Annotated in this window: 16 protein-coding genes and 1 pseudogene; 6 read left to right on the forward strand and 11 right to left on the reverse strand. The window is 66.2% G+C overall.

The genetic code is table 11. The annotated features are described in order from the left end of the window. Window positions 1-784 (reverse strand): annotated as a pseudogene (locus Q0L57_RS26125) (YgiQ family radical SAM protein); the annotation flags it as partial. 98 nt (window positions 785-882) lie between these two features. Continuing rightward, the gene (locus Q0L57_RS26130; RefSeq protein ID WP_296745960.1) at window positions 883-1,470 is read right to left on the reverse strand and encodes a TetR/AcrR family transcriptional regulator; all 588 of its coding nucleotides are present in this window, start codon (window positions 1,468-1,470) and stop codon (window positions 883-885) included. Window positions 1,471-1,554: 84 nt separating this feature from the next. Between Q0L57_RS26130 and Q0L57_RS26135 the strand changes: the two genes are divergently transcribed. The 4 genes from Q0L57_RS26135 to Q0L57_RS26150 all read left to right on the forward strand — a co-directional run bounded on the left by Q0L57_RS26135 (window position 1,555) and on the right by Q0L57_RS26150 (window position 5,912). Further along, window positions 1,555-2,343: a crotonase/enoyl-CoA hydratase family protein gene (locus Q0L57_RS26135; protein WP_296745961.1), complete on the forward strand. Its 789-nt coding sequence runs from the start codon at window positions 1,555-1,557 to the stop codon at window positions 2,341-2,343. 91 nt (window positions 2,344-2,434) lie between these two features. After that, entirely contained in the window at window positions 2,435-3,757 is a 1,323-nt protein-coding gene (locus Q0L57_RS26140) for an aminotransferase class I/II-fold pyridoxal phosphate-dependent enzyme (protein WP_296745962.1), read from the forward strand. Between the two features lie 57 nt (window positions 3,758-3,814). Beyond that, window positions 3,815-4,924, forward strand: coding sequence for a branched-chain amino acid ABC transporter substrate-binding protein (locus Q0L57_RS26145; protein ID WP_296745977.1), 1,110 nt, complete (start codon window positions 3,815-3,817; stop codon window positions 4,922-4,924). Between the two features lie 97 nt (window positions 4,925-5,021). Further along, window positions 5,022-5,912, forward strand: coding sequence for a LysR family transcriptional regulator (locus tag Q0L57_RS26150; protein WP_296745963.1), 891 nt, complete (start codon window positions 5,022-5,024; stop codon window positions 5,910-5,912). Window positions 5,913-5,953: 41 nt separating this feature from the next. Here the strand turns inward: Q0L57_RS26150 and Q0L57_RS26155 are convergent, their stop codons facing one another. The 8 genes from Q0L57_RS26155 to Q0L57_RS26190 form a co-directional block, all read right to left on the reverse strand. Continuing rightward, entirely contained in the window at window positions 5,954-6,268 is a 315-nt protein-coding gene (locus tag Q0L57_RS26155) for a cupredoxin family copper-binding protein (RefSeq protein WP_296745964.1), read from the reverse strand. Next, window positions 6,265-6,789, reverse strand: a complete 525-nt coding sequence (locus Q0L57_RS26160; protein WP_296745966.1) for a DUF4142 domain-containing protein — start codon at window positions 6,787-6,789, stop codon at window positions 6,265-6,267. Before Q0L57_RS26160 ends, Q0L57_RS26155 begins: the two co-directional genes overlap by 4 nt. A 95-nt stretch (window positions 6,790-6,884) precedes the next feature. Continuing rightward, a complete protein-coding gene (locus tag Q0L57_RS26165) occupies window positions 6,885-7,580 on the reverse strand; it encodes an RNA polymerase sigma factor (RefSeq protein WP_296745968.1) in 696 nt (231 codons plus the stop codon). A gap of 79 nt (window positions 7,581-7,659) precedes the next feature. Then, the gene (locus Q0L57_RS26170; RefSeq protein ID WP_296745969.1) at window positions 7,660-8,745 is read right to left on the reverse strand and encodes an HPP family protein; all 1,086 of its coding nucleotides are present in this window, start codon (window positions 8,743-8,745) and stop codon (window positions 7,660-7,662) included. A gap of 212 nt (window positions 8,746-8,957) precedes the next feature. After that, complete coding sequence (locus tag Q0L57_RS26175; RefSeq protein WP_296745970.1) at window positions 8,958-9,236, reverse strand: hypothetical protein; 279 nt, start codon at window positions 9,234-9,236, stop codon at window positions 8,958-8,960. 30 nt (window positions 9,237-9,266) lie between these two features. Then, a complete protein-coding gene (locus tag Q0L57_RS26180; protein WP_296745971.1) occupies window positions 9,267-10,037 on the reverse strand; it encodes an SDR family oxidoreductase in 771 nt (256 codons plus the stop codon). Window positions 10,038-10,065: 28 nt separating this feature from the next. Continuing rightward, the gene (locus Q0L57_RS26185; RefSeq protein ID WP_296745972.1) at window positions 10,066-10,908 is read right to left on the reverse strand and encodes an alpha/beta hydrolase; all 843 of its coding nucleotides are present in this window, start codon (window positions 10,906-10,908) and stop codon (window positions 10,066-10,068) included. Window positions 10,909-10,944: 36 nt separating this feature from the next. Further along, complete coding sequence (locus Q0L57_RS26190; RefSeq protein ID WP_296745973.1) at window positions 10,945-11,637, reverse strand: alpha/beta fold hydrolase; 693 nt, start codon at window positions 11,635-11,637, stop codon at window positions 10,945-10,947. 160 nt (window positions 11,638-11,797) lie between these two features. Here Q0L57_RS26190 and Q0L57_RS26195 point away from each other — a divergent pair, with 160 nt between their 5' ends. After that, window positions 11,798-12,418, forward strand: a complete 621-nt coding sequence (locus Q0L57_RS26195) for a CGNR zinc finger domain-containing protein (RefSeq protein WP_296745974.1) — start codon at window positions 11,798-11,800, stop codon at window positions 12,416-12,418. A gap of 73 nt (window positions 12,419-12,491) precedes the next feature. Here Q0L57_RS26195 and Q0L57_RS26200 read toward each other — a convergent pair whose 3' ends face one another. Further along, window positions 12,492-13,664, reverse strand: a complete 1,173-nt coding sequence (locus Q0L57_RS26200) for a cystathionine beta-lyase (protein ID WP_296745975.1) — start codon at window positions 13,662-13,664, stop codon at window positions 12,492-12,494. Between the two features lie 465 nt (window positions 13,665-14,129). On the opposite strand from Q0L57_RS26200, the gene Q0L57_RS26205 reads away from it, so the two are divergent. Further along, window positions 14,130-14,502 (forward strand): transporter substrate-binding domain-containing protein (locus Q0L57_RS26205; RefSeq protein WP_296745976.1); only part of this gene is annotated, 373 nt, incomplete at its 3' end.

The following is a 14,502-nucleotide window of genomic DNA, read 5'->3' on the forward strand; positions in this document are numbered from 1 at the left end:
GTTCGAACGAAGGCAGCCGGATCACGGTGTCGCCGGGCTTGCGGCTCGCGCCCTCATCGGCGGAATCGAGATCGTCGGCATGAAGTTCCGTGTAGTGCTCGGGCACACGGCGGAACAGGGCGACGCCCCTGATGGTATCGAGATCGCGTGTCGCGTCGCCTGCGGCCATCCGGTTCGCCACCTCGACGACGGCGCGCTCGGCATTGCCGTAGATCAAGAGGTCCGCCTTGGCGTCGGCCAGGATCGAGCGGCGCACCTTGTCGGACCAGTAGTCGTAATGGGCGATGCGGCGCAGCGAGGCTTCGATGCCGCCCAGCACGATAGGCACGTCCTTGTAGGCCTCACGGCAGCGCTGCGTATAGACGATCGTGCAGCGGTCCGGTCGCTTGCCGCCTTCGCCGCCCGCCGTATAGGCGTCGTCATGGCGCAGCTTGCGGTCCGAGGTGTAGCGGTTGACCATGGAATCGAGGTTGCCGCCGGTGACGCCGAAGAACAGCCGCGGCCTGCCCAGCGCCTTGAACGGCTCCGCCGATTGCCAGTCGGGCTGCGAGATGATGCCGACGCGAAAACCCTGGGATTCGAGCAGGCGGCCGATGATCGCCATGCCGAAGCTCGGATGATCCACATAGGCGTCGCCGGTGACGAGCACGATGTCGCATTCATCCCAGCCGAGCGCCGTCATCTCGGCGCGGCTCATCGGCAGGAACGGCGCTGCCCGTCCGGCATGAGGCCCGCGAACGGAAAGCGGAATGATCTCTTTTTGGGCGCTGGCTATGGTTTCCATGGCCGCGACGTATAGGCCGACGCCAGAGCGAATTCAATTAAACCTCGACTTGGGGCTGCTGAAACTTCACTCCAGACCCTTCGCCAGCCGAAGGCGGGTCAGGCCGCGGCGTCGGTCATTCGTGCCCGCACCAGGGTCGCCGCGGCGTGGCCGGCGGCGGTGATGTAGTCGGGGTCGTGGTGGATCAGCATGCTGGAAAAGGCGCCGTCCATCAAAAGCACGATCTCGCGCGCCAGCATCTTCGGCTCGCGCACGCCATGGCTTAAAAGCTCGCCAGCGAGCCACTTCTCGAACTTTGTCTTGTGGCGCGAGCCCGCCTTCACCGCCGGGTGCCCGGGCATCGATGCGAGTTCCGCCGCCGTGCGCAGGAAGCCGCAGCCCTTCCATTTGGGATGGCGCGCCACCCGCGCCAGATTGGTGAAGATCGCCGCCACCTTCCTGTCCGCGCCGCCCTCGGTGGCGTCGAACCAGCCGGCCATCTGCTCGAGGTTCGGCTGGTCGCGACCGTCGAGATAGGCGGTGATCAGGTCGTCCTTGCTCTTGAAGTGGTAGTAGAGTGTGCGCTTGGTCAGCCCCGCTTTCTCGGCCACAGCATCGACGCTGACGCGGCCGATGCCCTCGGCGTAGAACAGCTTGGTCGCCGCGTCGACAAGGCGTTTGCGGGTCGGGTTGGGTTTCTCGCTCATCCCAAAAGTATACCGACTAGTGAATATACAAGCAATCGAAAGCCTGCTCCTTGTCCGGCCGAACGATGGACAAGGAGAAGAGACATGAACGAGCCGATCCTGAGCGAGACCCGCGACCAGGTCACGATCCTCACCCTCAATCGCCCGGAAAAGCTGAACGCGTTGAATTGCGCGCTGATCGACCGACTGCTTGCGATCCTCGACAGGATCGAAACCGACAATGCCGTGCGCGCCGTCATCCTCACCGGGGCGGGCGAGCGCGCCTTTTCCGCCGGCGCCGACATCCACGAGTTCTCCCAAAGCGTGGCCAAAGGGACCGACGTGGCGCTGCGCGATTTCGTCATGCGCGGCCAGCGTCTGACGGCGCGGCTGGAAGCCTTCCGCAAGCCGGTGATCGCCGCGGTCAACGGCATCGCCTTCGGCGGCGGCTGCGAAATCGCCGAGGCCGTGCCGCTCTCGATCGCCAGCCAGAGCGCCTCCTTCGCCAAGCCGGAGATTAGGCTCGCCATGCCGCCGACCTTCGGCGGCACGCAGCGCCTGCCGAGGCTCGCCGGCCGCAAGCGCGCGCTGGAACTGCTCCTGACCGGCGAACCCTTTTCGCCCGAACGGGCGCTTGAACTCGGCCTCGTGAACCAGGTGGTGCCGCATGAGGACCTGATGCCGGCCGCCTTCGGCCTCGCCCGCCGCATCATCAGCCACTCCCCGGCGGCGGTGGCGAGCATCCTCACCGCCGTGACGCGCGGCCTCAACCAGAGCATCGCCGAAGGGCTGTCGGTTGAAGCCGAGCAGTTCGCCCGCATGGCGCCGACCGACGATCTGCGCGAAGCGCTGTCGGCGTGGCGGGGGAGGCGCAACACATCTCGCTACCCCTAAAAAATCTAAGCCTAACCGCTAGAACTCCTCGTTTGCGCGACGCATGCCGTCCGCGCCACCATGCGCCATCCGATCCCGCATGGAGGCGTAAATGACTGCTCTTGCCCGCAGGCCCTGGGTTCCCGCGCATTGCGAGGATTTCGTCCAGGATCTCGCCAGGACAACCAGCGGGCAGGGGACTGCCGCCGTGCTTGCGGCGATCGAGGGCGGCATCGCTCTCAACCGGCGGATCCATGAGGCCGACGCCATCAACCTCAATCCGGCGACCAATGTCATGAACCCGAAGGCCGAGGCGGTGCTTGCGTCGGGGCTCGGCTCGCGGCCGTCGCTCGGTTATCCCGGCGACAAATATGAGATGGGGCTGGAGGGCGTCGAGCGCATCGAGGTCATCGCGGCCGAACTCGCGGCGGAAGTGTTCGGCGCCCGGTATGCCGAGATCCGTGTGCCTTCGGGCGCCATCGCCAACCTCTACGCCTTCATGCTCGCGGCGCGGCCGGGCGACGCCATCATCGCGCCGCCGCCTGCGATCGGCGGCCATGTCACGCATCACCGGGCGGGCTGCGCCGGCCTCTATGGATTGGAGATCCATGCAGCGCCAGTCGATGCCGACGGCTACACGGTCGACATCGGCAAGCTACGCGAGCTCGCCCGGCAAATACGGCCGAAGATGATCACCATCGGCAGCAGCCTCAATCTCCTGCCGCATCCCATCCGCCAGATCAGGGCGATCGCCGATGAGGTCGGCGCGCTGGTGCTGTTCGACGCCGCGCACCTCTGCGGCATGATCGCCGGCCAGGCCTGGCAGCAACCGCTGGAGGAGGGCGCCCATCTGATGACGATGAGCACCTACAAGAGCCTCGGCGGCCCGCCTTCCGGCCTGATCGTCACCAATGACGCGGCTATAGCCGAAAAGCTCGACCGCATCGCCTTTCCCGGCATGACCGCCAATTTCGATGCGGCGAAGTCAGCCGCTTTGGCCATCACCATGCTCGACTGGAAAGAGCACGGCCGTGCCTATGCCGCCGCCATGGCGGGCACAGCGAAAGCGCTGGCGAAGGAACTCGCCGATCGGGGCCTGCCGGTCTTCTCGACCGCCAGGGGACATACCACCTCGCACCAGTTCGCCATCGAAGCGGCCGCGTTCGGCGGCGGTCAGGCGGCGGCGAAGCGGCTGCGTCGCGCCAACATCCTTGCCTGCGGCATCGGCCTGCCGATCGCCACGATCGACGGCGACATGAACGGCTTGCGCATCGGCACGCCGGAGATCGTGCGCTGGGGCATGACCGAGAAAGACATGCCGGAACTCGCCTCCCTCATCGCCAGGGGGCTGCGCGGCAACGACGCGGCGGAAGACGTCGCCAGGGATGTCAGCCAATTCCGGCGCAAGTTCACCACGCTGCATTTCGTGAGCTGAGCGCCTGAACCCGCGGGCAGGGAGCCCGCTTCTTAAAACAGGGGAACCAAAATGCGCATGATTCTGCGATTGATGACTGCTGCCCTGATGACGGCCGCCGCGGCCGGCGCCGCCAGGGCCGATATCGTGCTGGGCGTCGCCGGCCCGATGTCGGGGCCGAACGCCGCCTATGGCGAGCAGTACCGCGTCGGCGTCGAGACGGCCGTGGCGCGCATCAACGCCAATGGCGGCGTGCTCGGCCAGAAACTCTCCGTCTCGGTCGGGGACGATGTCTCCGATCCGAAACAGGGCGTGTCGGTCGCCAACAAGTTCGTCGCGGACGGCGTGCGTTACGTCGTCGGCCACTATAATTCCGGCGTCACCATTCCGGCTTCCGAAGTCTATGCCGAAAACGGCATCCTGTTCGTCACGCCCACGGCCACCAACCCGATGGTCACCGAGCGCGGCCTGTGGGACGCTTTCCGCGCCTGCGGCCGCGACGACCAGCAGGGCATCATCGCCGCGAAATTCGTGCTCGAGCGCTTCAAGGACAAGAAGGTCGCGATCGTTGACGACAAGTCGACGGCGGGCAAGGGCCTCGCCGACGAGATGGCCAAGGCCTACAATGCCGGTGGCGGCAAGGAAGTGCTGCACGAGGAGATCAACCCCGGCGAGAAGGACTACAGCGCGCTCGTCGCCAGGATCAAGGAATCCGGCGCCGATCTCCTTTACTACGGCGGCCAGCACACGGAGGCCGGGCTGATCGTGCGACAGATGCACGACCAGGGCGTGAAGACCATCCTGATGGGCGGCGACGGCATCTCCAACAGCGAGTTCGGCGCAATCGGCGGCGACGGCGCGGCCGGCACGCTGATGACGTCGTTCCCCGATCCCGCGACCTTTGCCGAGGCCAAGGATGCCGTCGCCGAACTGAGGGCGAGGAATGTGCCGACCGAAGCGGTCACGCTCTATGCCTATGCGGCGACCCAGATCCTCGCCGAGGCGATCGCCAGGGCCAAAGCCGACGACCCCAAGGCCGCGTCCGACTATCTCCATTCAGGCGCCACGATCCCGACGGTGCTCGGCGCGATCTCCTATGACGAAAAGGGGGATATCAAGCAGCCGGGCTTCGTCGTATTTGAATGGCGTAAGGTCGACGGCAAGCTGACCCCGGTGGCCCTCAAGTAATCCAAGGCGCCGGGCCGGCGAAAGCCGCCGGCGCTTCGTCTTTGCAAACATCGCCGCGGCCGGTGCGGCCGCGGACAGCTTTGGGAAAAGCCGGACGATGGCCGTCAAACCGCCGCGACCCCGCATGCCGCCGCTCAATGCGCTGAGGGCTTTCGAGGCGGCGGCGCGGCATGAAGGCTTCGCCAAGGCGGCGGAAGAGCTCGGGGTCACGCCGGCGGCGATCTCGCATCAGGTCAAGGCCTTGGAGGCATGGCTCGGCTCGGCGCTCTTCGTGCGCCATCCGCAGGGCCTGCACCTCACCGAGGCCGGCCGCGCGGCGCTGCCCGCTTTCTCCACCGCCTTCGACGCCATGGGCCTTGCCGTGCAGGATCTGCGTGCCTCGGCGCCGCGGCCGCAGGTCAGCATCGCGGCGCTGCCTTCGATCGCGCAGCTGTGGCTGGCGCCGCGCTTGCCGGCGCTGCGGATGGCGCATCCCGCGCTTCGTCCCTCGATCCACGCGCTGGAGGAGCCGCCGGATTTCAGGCGCGAGCCCTTCGACCTCGCCATCTTCCTGACTCGGCCGGGCGGGGCGCCTGGGTCGAAACTCCGCGACGACGTCATCTTCCCGGTTTGCGCGCCGGCGCTGGCCAGGCAACTCGGCACGCCGTCGGACCTGACCTCGCAGCTCCTGCTTTGGGATACGACCTGGACCGAGGACTGGAACCTCTGGTTCAAGGCGGCCGGCGTGAAAGGCCCGTCCATCGAGGCCGGCTCCGAGTTTTCGCTCTACAGCTTGGCGCTACAGGCGGCCATCGACGGCGCCGGCGTGCTGATGGGGCATGAGGCGTTGGCGTCGCCCGCCCTGGCCGCCGGCTCGCTGGTTGCGCCGTTTCCGGAGCTGCGGGTGCCAACCGGCCTTGAGCTGACAATCCTCGCGCCGGAGCGGCCCACGGCGCAGGCGATCGAGGTTATGGAATGGCTGCTGGCGCACGAGGCTGGCAGGGATTGACGCGATGGAGCCGGCGGTGCTTCCCCGCCGGCCTCCGAGCGTTACGGCGCCACGTCCACATGGCCCTTCATGTTGGGGTGGAAGCGGCAGTAATAGTCGACCGCGCCCACGGCCTTGAGCGTGACCTGGCCCTTCGACTTCGGCGGGATCATCACGTCCCAGCCGCCTTTGACCGTGGCGGTGTGGGCGATCACATCCTTGTTCACCCACTCGATCGTGTCGCCGACCCTGGCCTGAATGTTTGCCGGCGAAAAGACGAGCTTGTCGATCGTCACCTCGATCGTGGCGGCCAGCGCCGGCGCCGCCGAGAGCGCGAGCGCCAGCGCGCCAAGGGACGGCAGCGTGATCGCTCTCATTTCATCATGCCGGCGACATGCTCGGCGTGCTGCTCATGGCCCTGGAAAATCTTGAGGCCGGTCTCGAGCAGGCTCTTCAGCTCCGCATTGCTGGCCGAGGGGATGAGCTGGGTTTCGAGCGCGCTGTCGACCTGCTTGTGATAGGCCACCTCATTGTCGATATAGGCCTTGTCGAACGCCGCGCCCTTGAGTTTCGCCAGCTTGTCGCGCTCGTCCTTCGCCGCCTTCACCAGCGACTGGCTGGTGGCGTTGTCCTCCGGCTTCACCTTCAGCTTCTTAACCAGGTCGAGCGCCTGCTTGTTCACCGCCGCGTGGTCGCGCTCCATGTCCTTGGCAAAGGCGATGATCTCCTTGTTCTTGGACTTCTTGAGCGCCTGCCTGGCAGCCTCGATGTCGATCGTGCCGGCCGTGTAGGCGATGTGCGCGATCTGCGGATCGGTGAGCGTCCCGGCAGCCTGCGCCACCGGCGCGGCGCTCACGAGAAGCAGGGCGGCAAGTGCCGCGGTCGGTCGGATAAACATGGCATCATCTCCTTCGCCCGCGGCCTGGGCGGCGGGCTTGATCTGAGGTTGACGCCTATTGGATGCCGGAGCTGGCAAAACGTTCCCGGCGATTTCTATCCTTCGAAGCCCAGCCTTTTCATGACGGCCTTGGTCAGCCGCTCGCAGCGGCGGCCGGCGAAGGGGAAGGCGTCGAGCAGCACAGGGCCGATCTCGTCGTCCAGCGACTTGCGCAGCAGGACGCGGGCGCGGTAAAGCCGGGTCTTCACCGTTTCCGGCAGCAGCCCCAGCAGTTCGGCGGTCTCATCGATGCTGAGGCCCTCGATGACGCGGGCCACGAACACCGTGCGGTAGGTGTCAGGGAGTTTGTCGGTCGCCTGTTCGACAAGTTGCAGTATCTGCCGTTGCGCCATCGTCCGCTCCGGATCGTCGCCGGGGTTGAGGGGGAATGGGATGATCTCGGCCTCTCGGGCTTCCGGCATCGCGACCGCCGCGATGCGTCGCCGCTTGCGCAGCCGGCCCAGCGCCTCGTTGATGACGATGCGCGAAAGCCATGTGCCGAGCGATGCGTTGCCGCGAAAGGCATCCAGATGGGCGAAGGCCCTGACATAGGCCTCCTGCACCACGTCCTCCGCTTCGGCGTCGTTGCGTATCACCGCCCGCGCGATCCGGTAGAGCCGCTGGTTGTGGGCCTTCATGATTGCGCGGAAGGCATCCGCATCGCGCGCCAGCGCGCGATGCACCAGAACCATGTCGGCGGCGGTTGCGTCGGCCTCCGAAGGCGTGGCCGCCTGCATTGCGGACTTCCTCATCGCCCTGATCTCCCGGACAGGCGTTTCATCCGTCCATTGGACGCTGCCGCCGGCAAAAGGTTCCCGAGCTCTACAGCCGCTAGGCTACCGCCTTTAGCGGCGACTTGTCAGCGGCCTGCGCGCGCGCGGCGGCCGCCAGAAGGTCTGTCTGGGTGATGAGGCCCAATATGCGCCGCGCGGCATCGACGATGACCACGGCATGGCTGCGTCCGTCGGTCAGCACCGGCAGCAGGCTCATGGCCGGCGTGTCGGCCGAGGCGGTGCCTGCCTTCGACATCACGCCCTTCACCGTGTCGGTCGCCCCGGTCAGTTCGCGCAGGCCGACAGCGCCGGCTAGGCGGCCGTCGGCGTCGACCACGGGCAGGGTGCGGATATTGTGGTCGAGCAACTGCCTGCGCGCCTCGTCGGCCAAAGCGGTTTCCGGCACCGAGATCACGTCGCGGGACATGATGTCCTGGCAAAGCAGCGTCCGGTGCGAGCGCACCATCGCCTGCAGTTCGACCTGACGCAGCAGCCGCTCCAGGTCGTCGCGGTCGATGTCGAAGCTCTCGTCGAGCGCGCTGAGCGCGGCGTCGACATCTTCCGGGCGGAAGCCCACGCGCTCGGCAGCCGGTCGGTCCGCGGTGCCGTGGCCGGCGGCGGCAGGCACATGCACATGCGGATAATTGCGCCGCGACAGCTTGTGGAACAGATAGCCAAGCGTCACCAGTATGATCGAGTTGAGCGCCACCGGCACGAAAGGAAACAGGAAGCCGGCGGCGGCCACTGCCGGTCCGCCGAGCACGCCAGTGAGCGCCGCGGCGCCGCCCGGCGGATGCAGCGACCGCGTGAACGACATGGCCGCGATCGCCAGCGCCACCGCGAGGCCGGAGGCGATCACCGGATCATGCACGAAATGCGCGACCGTGACGCCGACCAGCGCCGAGATCGTATTGCCGCCAATGATCGACCAGGGCTGCGCCAGCGGGCTCGAAGGCACCGCAAAAAGAAGCACGGCGGAAGCGCCCATGGGCGCCACCAGCATGGCCACATACGGCCCGTTGCCCACGGCAAGCCCGCTTATCACGCCGGTGAGCGTGATACCGATGACGGCGCCTATGCAGGCGAACAGACGCTCGCGCAGCGTCGCGCCGGCGAGGATCGGAACAAAAAGGCGGAACGCCATGATAGGTCCTGTCGAACGGAAATTTCGTGCTGTCGGCAATGCCGCCAAAGGCGGGGATTTGGAAGCCAAACCAATCCGCATCGTGGCGGCTGGGGAGAATATTATTGCACCGCCGACGCCCGCGAGGTGCTGCCAACGGCCTCGGCTTTCCCAATCGCGCCAAGGCCTTGCGCGCGTTTGCGGACTCGGTTTGGCAGGTCGCTGTTGCCTGCTCATTTCGGCTGGACGGCAAATCCCATCCTGCCCAGCACTTTGACCGCGCCGCTCTTGCCGCCCTCGAAGTCGCCGGAGGCGAGCCGTTCGCCTGTGGCAAGCGCATGGGCCGCGCCGAGGATCGCCTTTGGCGGGTAGAGGCGGTCGTTCAGGACGAGATCGTAAGTGGTGGTCGGCCCAAACCCATGTTCGGCGAAGAACCGCTCGGGCCCCAGCCGGTCGTAATCCTTCATTGCTTGCAGGACATGCTCGCGGGTCACTCGGTCCCAGGCAATCATCTTCCGTGTCCTCCATGTAGGGTCATTCAATCAGACGGACTTCACCTCGCCGCCGTCCATGCGCAGTGCCGAGCCGGTCATCCAGCGCGCGGCCGGCGAGACCAGGAAGGCCATCAGCTCGGCGATCTCTTCCGGTTCGCCATAGCGGGCGATGCCGGCTTCCCTGGGGAAATTGGCCGTCGCTTCCTCGACGCTCATCTTGTGCAGCGGCGCCCAGTGTTCGAGATAGGAACGGCGGCGTCCCGTCATCACCGGGCCAGGCAGCACGCTGTTGACCTGCACGCCGTCGGCGATGCCGCGATCCGAAAAAGCCTTGGCCAGCGCAACGATGGCCGCGTTGATCGTGCCGACCGCCGCATAGGGCGCCTTCGGAAACAATGCCGAATTGCCGGACATCAGCACCACCGAGCCTTTCGCCGCCTTCAGCGCCGGCCACGCCGCGATGGTCAGGCGCCGGGCGCCGTGCAGCTTGAGCGCCAGCCCGGCGTCCCACTGCTCGTCGCTCATGTCGAAGAGGTCGATCTGCGGCACCGCGCCGGCGATGTTGAGCAGCGCGTCGATGCGGCCGAAGGCTGCGAGCGTTTGATCGACCACCGCCTTGGCCGCCTCCGGTTCGGCAAGGTCGGCCTCGATGACGAGCGCTTCGGCGCCGGGGGCCTTCACGGCTCCGGCCGTTTCCTCCAGCTTGACGCGACTGCGGGCGACCAGCACCAGCGCGGAAAAATCCCGCGCCAGCCGGATTGCGGTGGCCGCGCCGATGCCCTGGCTGGCGCCGGTGACGACGGCAACGGTTTTCGGCATGTTGGTTCTCTTCGTTCTCTCGGCCGGATCAGCGAAGGAAATCGCGGATTGTCGCGGCGATCTCTTCGGCATGGGTTTCGAGCGCGAAATGACCGGTGTCGAAGAAGCGCACCACGGCGTCGGGCATGTCGCGCTTGAATGCCTCGGCGCCCGGCGGCAGGAAGAAGGGATCGTTCTTGCCCCAGGCCGCGAGGAAGGGTGGCTTGTGCTTGCGGAAATAGCTCTGGAAGGTCGGGTAGAGGGCGACGTTGCTCTGGTAGTCGCCGAAGAGGTCGAGCTGCACCTCTTCCGCGCCGGGTCGCGCGAGATAGAAGCTGTCGAGCGAATAGCCGTCTGGCGAAATCCGGCTCGCCAGCGAGCCATGCATATACTGCCAGGCAACCGAATCCGGCTTGAGGAATGGGCGCAAAGCTTCGCGGTTGGCCGGCGAGGGGTCGAGCCAATAGGCCCGGATCGGGTTCCACCCGTCGCTCAGGCCGTCCTCATAGGCGTTGCCGTTCTGCGAGATGATCGCGGCGATGCGCTCGGGATGCTTCACCGCCAGCCGGAAGCCGGTCGGCGCGCCGTAGTCGAAGACGTAGAGGGCGAAACGGTCGAAACCGACCACTTCGGTGAAGCGGTCGATGATCCCGGCGATGCGGTCGAAACTGTAGGCGAATTCGCTCGCCAGCGGCATGCCGGAACGGCCGAATCCGGGCAGGTCGGGCGCGACGACGTGGAACCGGTCGGCCAGCAGCGGAATGAGATCCCGGAACATGTGGCTCGAGCTCGGGAAGCCGTGCAGCAGAAGCAGCTTCGGCGCGCCGGGTCTCCCGGCCTCGCGATAGAAGATGCTGAAGCCGTCGATGTCGGCGGTGCGATAGGCAATCATCTTTCTCTCCACGGATTGTAACCAGGTATTTGACAGTTATGCGGTTATGGTGTGCGCGGCCTCGAGGATGATCTCCACGACGGCGCCGGGCGCGGTGACCATCGGTGTGTGATCCAGCGGCAGCGAACGTGTCCGCGCTTTCATGCGGTCCGCCTGGAAGCGCTGTGTGTCGGCGGCGATCATGCGGTCGTCTTCCGCGACCAGGAACCATGCCGGCCGGTCGCGCCACAGCGGCCGCGCCACCGGGACGGTGATGCAGGCCGGTGAGATCGGCTGCTGGACCGCGCGCAGCACCGACAGATCTTCCGCCGAAGCGTTCTGCGCAAAGGCGTCAGCGAAGGCCGCGTCGGGCAGGTAGATCAAGCCGTGCCCGTCCGGCGCGAGCTTGGGCGCCTTGGCATGCAGTTCGCCACGATAGAAGACATCCGCCACGGTCTCGCCCTCGTCGGGCGCCAGCGCCGCCACATAGACCAGCGCCTGCACCTTGTCGCTGCGGGTGGCGCCGATCACCGCGCCGGCATAGGCATGGCCGGCCAGCACGAGCGGTCCGGCGATCCGCTCCAACGCCCGATCCAGAGCGGCGACGTCGTCCTCGAAGGATGTCAGCGGCAGCGGCGGCGCCACCACGCTGAAACCCTTGGCGGCAAGTGGCGCGATGATTTTGGCCCAGCTCGATCCATCGGCCCATGCGCCGTGGACCAGCGCGACAGTCACGTTACTGGAAGGCATCGCAGCTCTCCATTTGAGTTGATAACCTGTTAAAGCAGCACAATAGGGTTACGTCCGATAAATGTAACTTGTCAACAGACCTCGAACCGGTTATCACGGACTCGTGTTTGCCATTGATCGCCCGGCGCGGAACCGCCGCCGGCGCGCAATAGGAGTTGCGATGGACCGCTCACCCGCGCTTTTTGTCGGCGATGCGCCGGGACTTGATTTCCTCAACTCGATCGCGACGCCGCTCGAGACGCCTGTCGACTGGATCGACGGCGGCGAGGGGCTGCTGGACTGGTTGCGCCAGGCGCGGCTGGTGCCCGCTGACAGGCTGGCGGCTATCCGTGGGCAGGCGCTGCCCGGGGAGCTCGACAAGATGGCCGATCAGGCGCGGCATCTGCGCGAATGGTTCAGGGTTTTTGTGCGTGGGCGCATGGGGCGGGCGCTGACGGGCGCGGACCTGGCTGAGCTCGACCCGCTTAACCGCCTGCTCGAACGCGATGAGACCTTCAGCCGGATCGTCTCAGGGCCAGGCGCGAGCGCGCCGTTCGTGCTTCAGGCGGTCCGCAAGTGGCGAACCCCCGAGGCGCTGCTGCTGCCGATCGGGGAGGCCCTGGCGCAACTCGTCTGCACGGAGGACTTTTCGCACATCAAGGCCTGCGAGGGTCCGGCATGCACGCTGCTGTTCGCCGACCACACGCGCGGCCATCGCCGCCGCTGGTGCAGCATGGCGGCTTGCGGCAACCGGGCAAAGCAGGCCGCGCACCGGCACCGCCTGAAGGACCACCATCACTAGGCAAACGCCGGCGCACTATCGGATGGCGCCGCAACACTTGCGACGCTTGCGGGCTACATAGCCGCTCTGCCTGTCAGGAGATCGCGGCCGCCGCCGCAAGACCGTGCGAGATGTCGGCCTTGAGGTCCTCGACATCCTCCAGCCCGATCTGCAGGCGGATCAACGGCCCGGCGTACGAGCCTTTGGCGACGGTTCTATCGCCGAGGAAGACCGGCACGGCGAGGCTCTCATAGCCGCCCCAGGAATAGCCGAGGCCAAAGATCTTCAGCGCGTCAAGGAAGGCGTGCTGTTCCTTCTGGCCGCCACCCTTGAGCACGATCGAGAAGATGCCGCTGGAACCGGAAAAATCGCGCTTCCACAGCGCATGGTCGGGATGGCTTTCGAGCGCCGGGTGCAGCACCTGCGCGACGCCCGGCTGCCCCTCCAGCCAGCGGGCGATTTCGAGCGCACTCTTGCGGTGATGCTCCAGCCGCACCCCCATGGTGCGCAGGCCGCGCAGCACCTGGTAGATGTCGTCTGGACCGGAACAGCAGCCAAGCGTGCAGAAGCCGTCAAAGAGCCGCTCCCAGCAGGCCGCGTTGGTCGACACAGTGCCGAGCAGCACGTCGGAATGGCCGGCCGGGTATTTCGTCGCCGCATGGATCGAGATGTCGACGCCATGGTCGAGCGGCTTGAAGTAGAGCGGCGTCGCCCAGGTGTTGTCCATCATCACGATGGCGTTCGCCGCGTGCGCGGCCTTCACGATCGCCGGGATGTCCTGCACCTCGTAGGTGTTCGATCCGGGGGACTCCGTGAACACGACTTTCGTGTTGGGCTTGATCAGCGCGGCGATGCCGGCGCCGATATGCGGATCGTAATACTCGACCTCGACGCCGAGGCGCTTCAGCATCGTGTCGGCGAAATGGCGGGTCGGATGATAGACGCTGTCGACGATCAGCAGATGGTCGCCGGCGGCGAGGAAGGCGAGCAGGGGTATCGTCACTGCCGCCAGGCCCGACGGCACCGCGATCGTGCCGGCCGACCCTTCAAGCGCGTCGATGGCGAGCGTGAGGGCATCCATGGTCGGCGTGCCGCGCGTGCCGTAGGTGTATTTCTGCTTGCGCCCGGCCATGGTCGCCGCATCGGGATAGAGCACGGTCGAGGCATGCACCACCGGCGGATTGACGAAGCCGAAATAGTCGCGCGGATTGTTGCCGGAATGGGCAAGCCGCGTGTTGATGCCGATTCCGCTGCCGTCTTTTGCCATTTACCTTCGCCTGTCGTGAGATGTCGGGGTTCAGCCATAGAGCGGCGGGCATGGCCGCGCAACCGCCGCGAGGCCGCCAAACCCGGTCTTCGGATGGGCCAATCCCGCGCCGGTCGCCGCGAATAACTCGCTGTAATCGCAGGCGCGGATTCTGGCTGTAAGCAATGAAACCGGCCTCTGCGACTTGGCTGATTTGTTTGCATGGCGTGCCGGTTTCATGGTGCTCTTGTCCGCATTTCAGGCATTTGCGGCAATTGCTTTTCAAACGTGTTGCAATTCGGTCATTTCCCTTGACCTCACGGGAATAATCGCCTTCGATGCGTTCCGTGAATGGGAGGCAGCGCATCGGCAACGATGCGGGTCCGGGAGTGGGCCGAAGTGGGAGCTGCGTTCACAAACGAAAAAAGATCAGGCGCCGCCTGGGCGACCGGGGGCGTCTGTAAAACAGAAAAGGGTCTGTGGGTCATGAAACACATTGCATTCGGGATTCTTGGCGCCGCCGCGCTCGGGTTGATGGCGTCGGCCGCTTCGGCCGGCACGCTTGATACCGTGAAGCAGAAGGGCTTCCTCCAGTGCGGCGTCTCGACCGGCCTGGCCGGCTTCTCGGCGCCGGACGACAAGGGCGACTGGAAGGGCCTCGACGCCGACTATTGCCGCGCCGTCGCGGCGGCCGTCTTCGGCGACGCCACCAAGGTCAAGTTCACCCCGCTGAGCGCCAAGGAGCGCTTCACCGCGCTGCAGTCGGGCGAGGTCGACATCCTCTCGCGCAACACCACCTGGACGAGCAACCGCGACAGCGCGCTCGGCCTCGATTTCGTCGGCGTCACCTACTATGACG

It is taken from the genome of Mesorhizobium sp. (genome assembly GCF_024509055.1).
Lineage (GTDB): Bacteria > Pseudomonadota > Alphaproteobacteria > Rhizobiales > Rhizobiaceae > Mesorhizobium.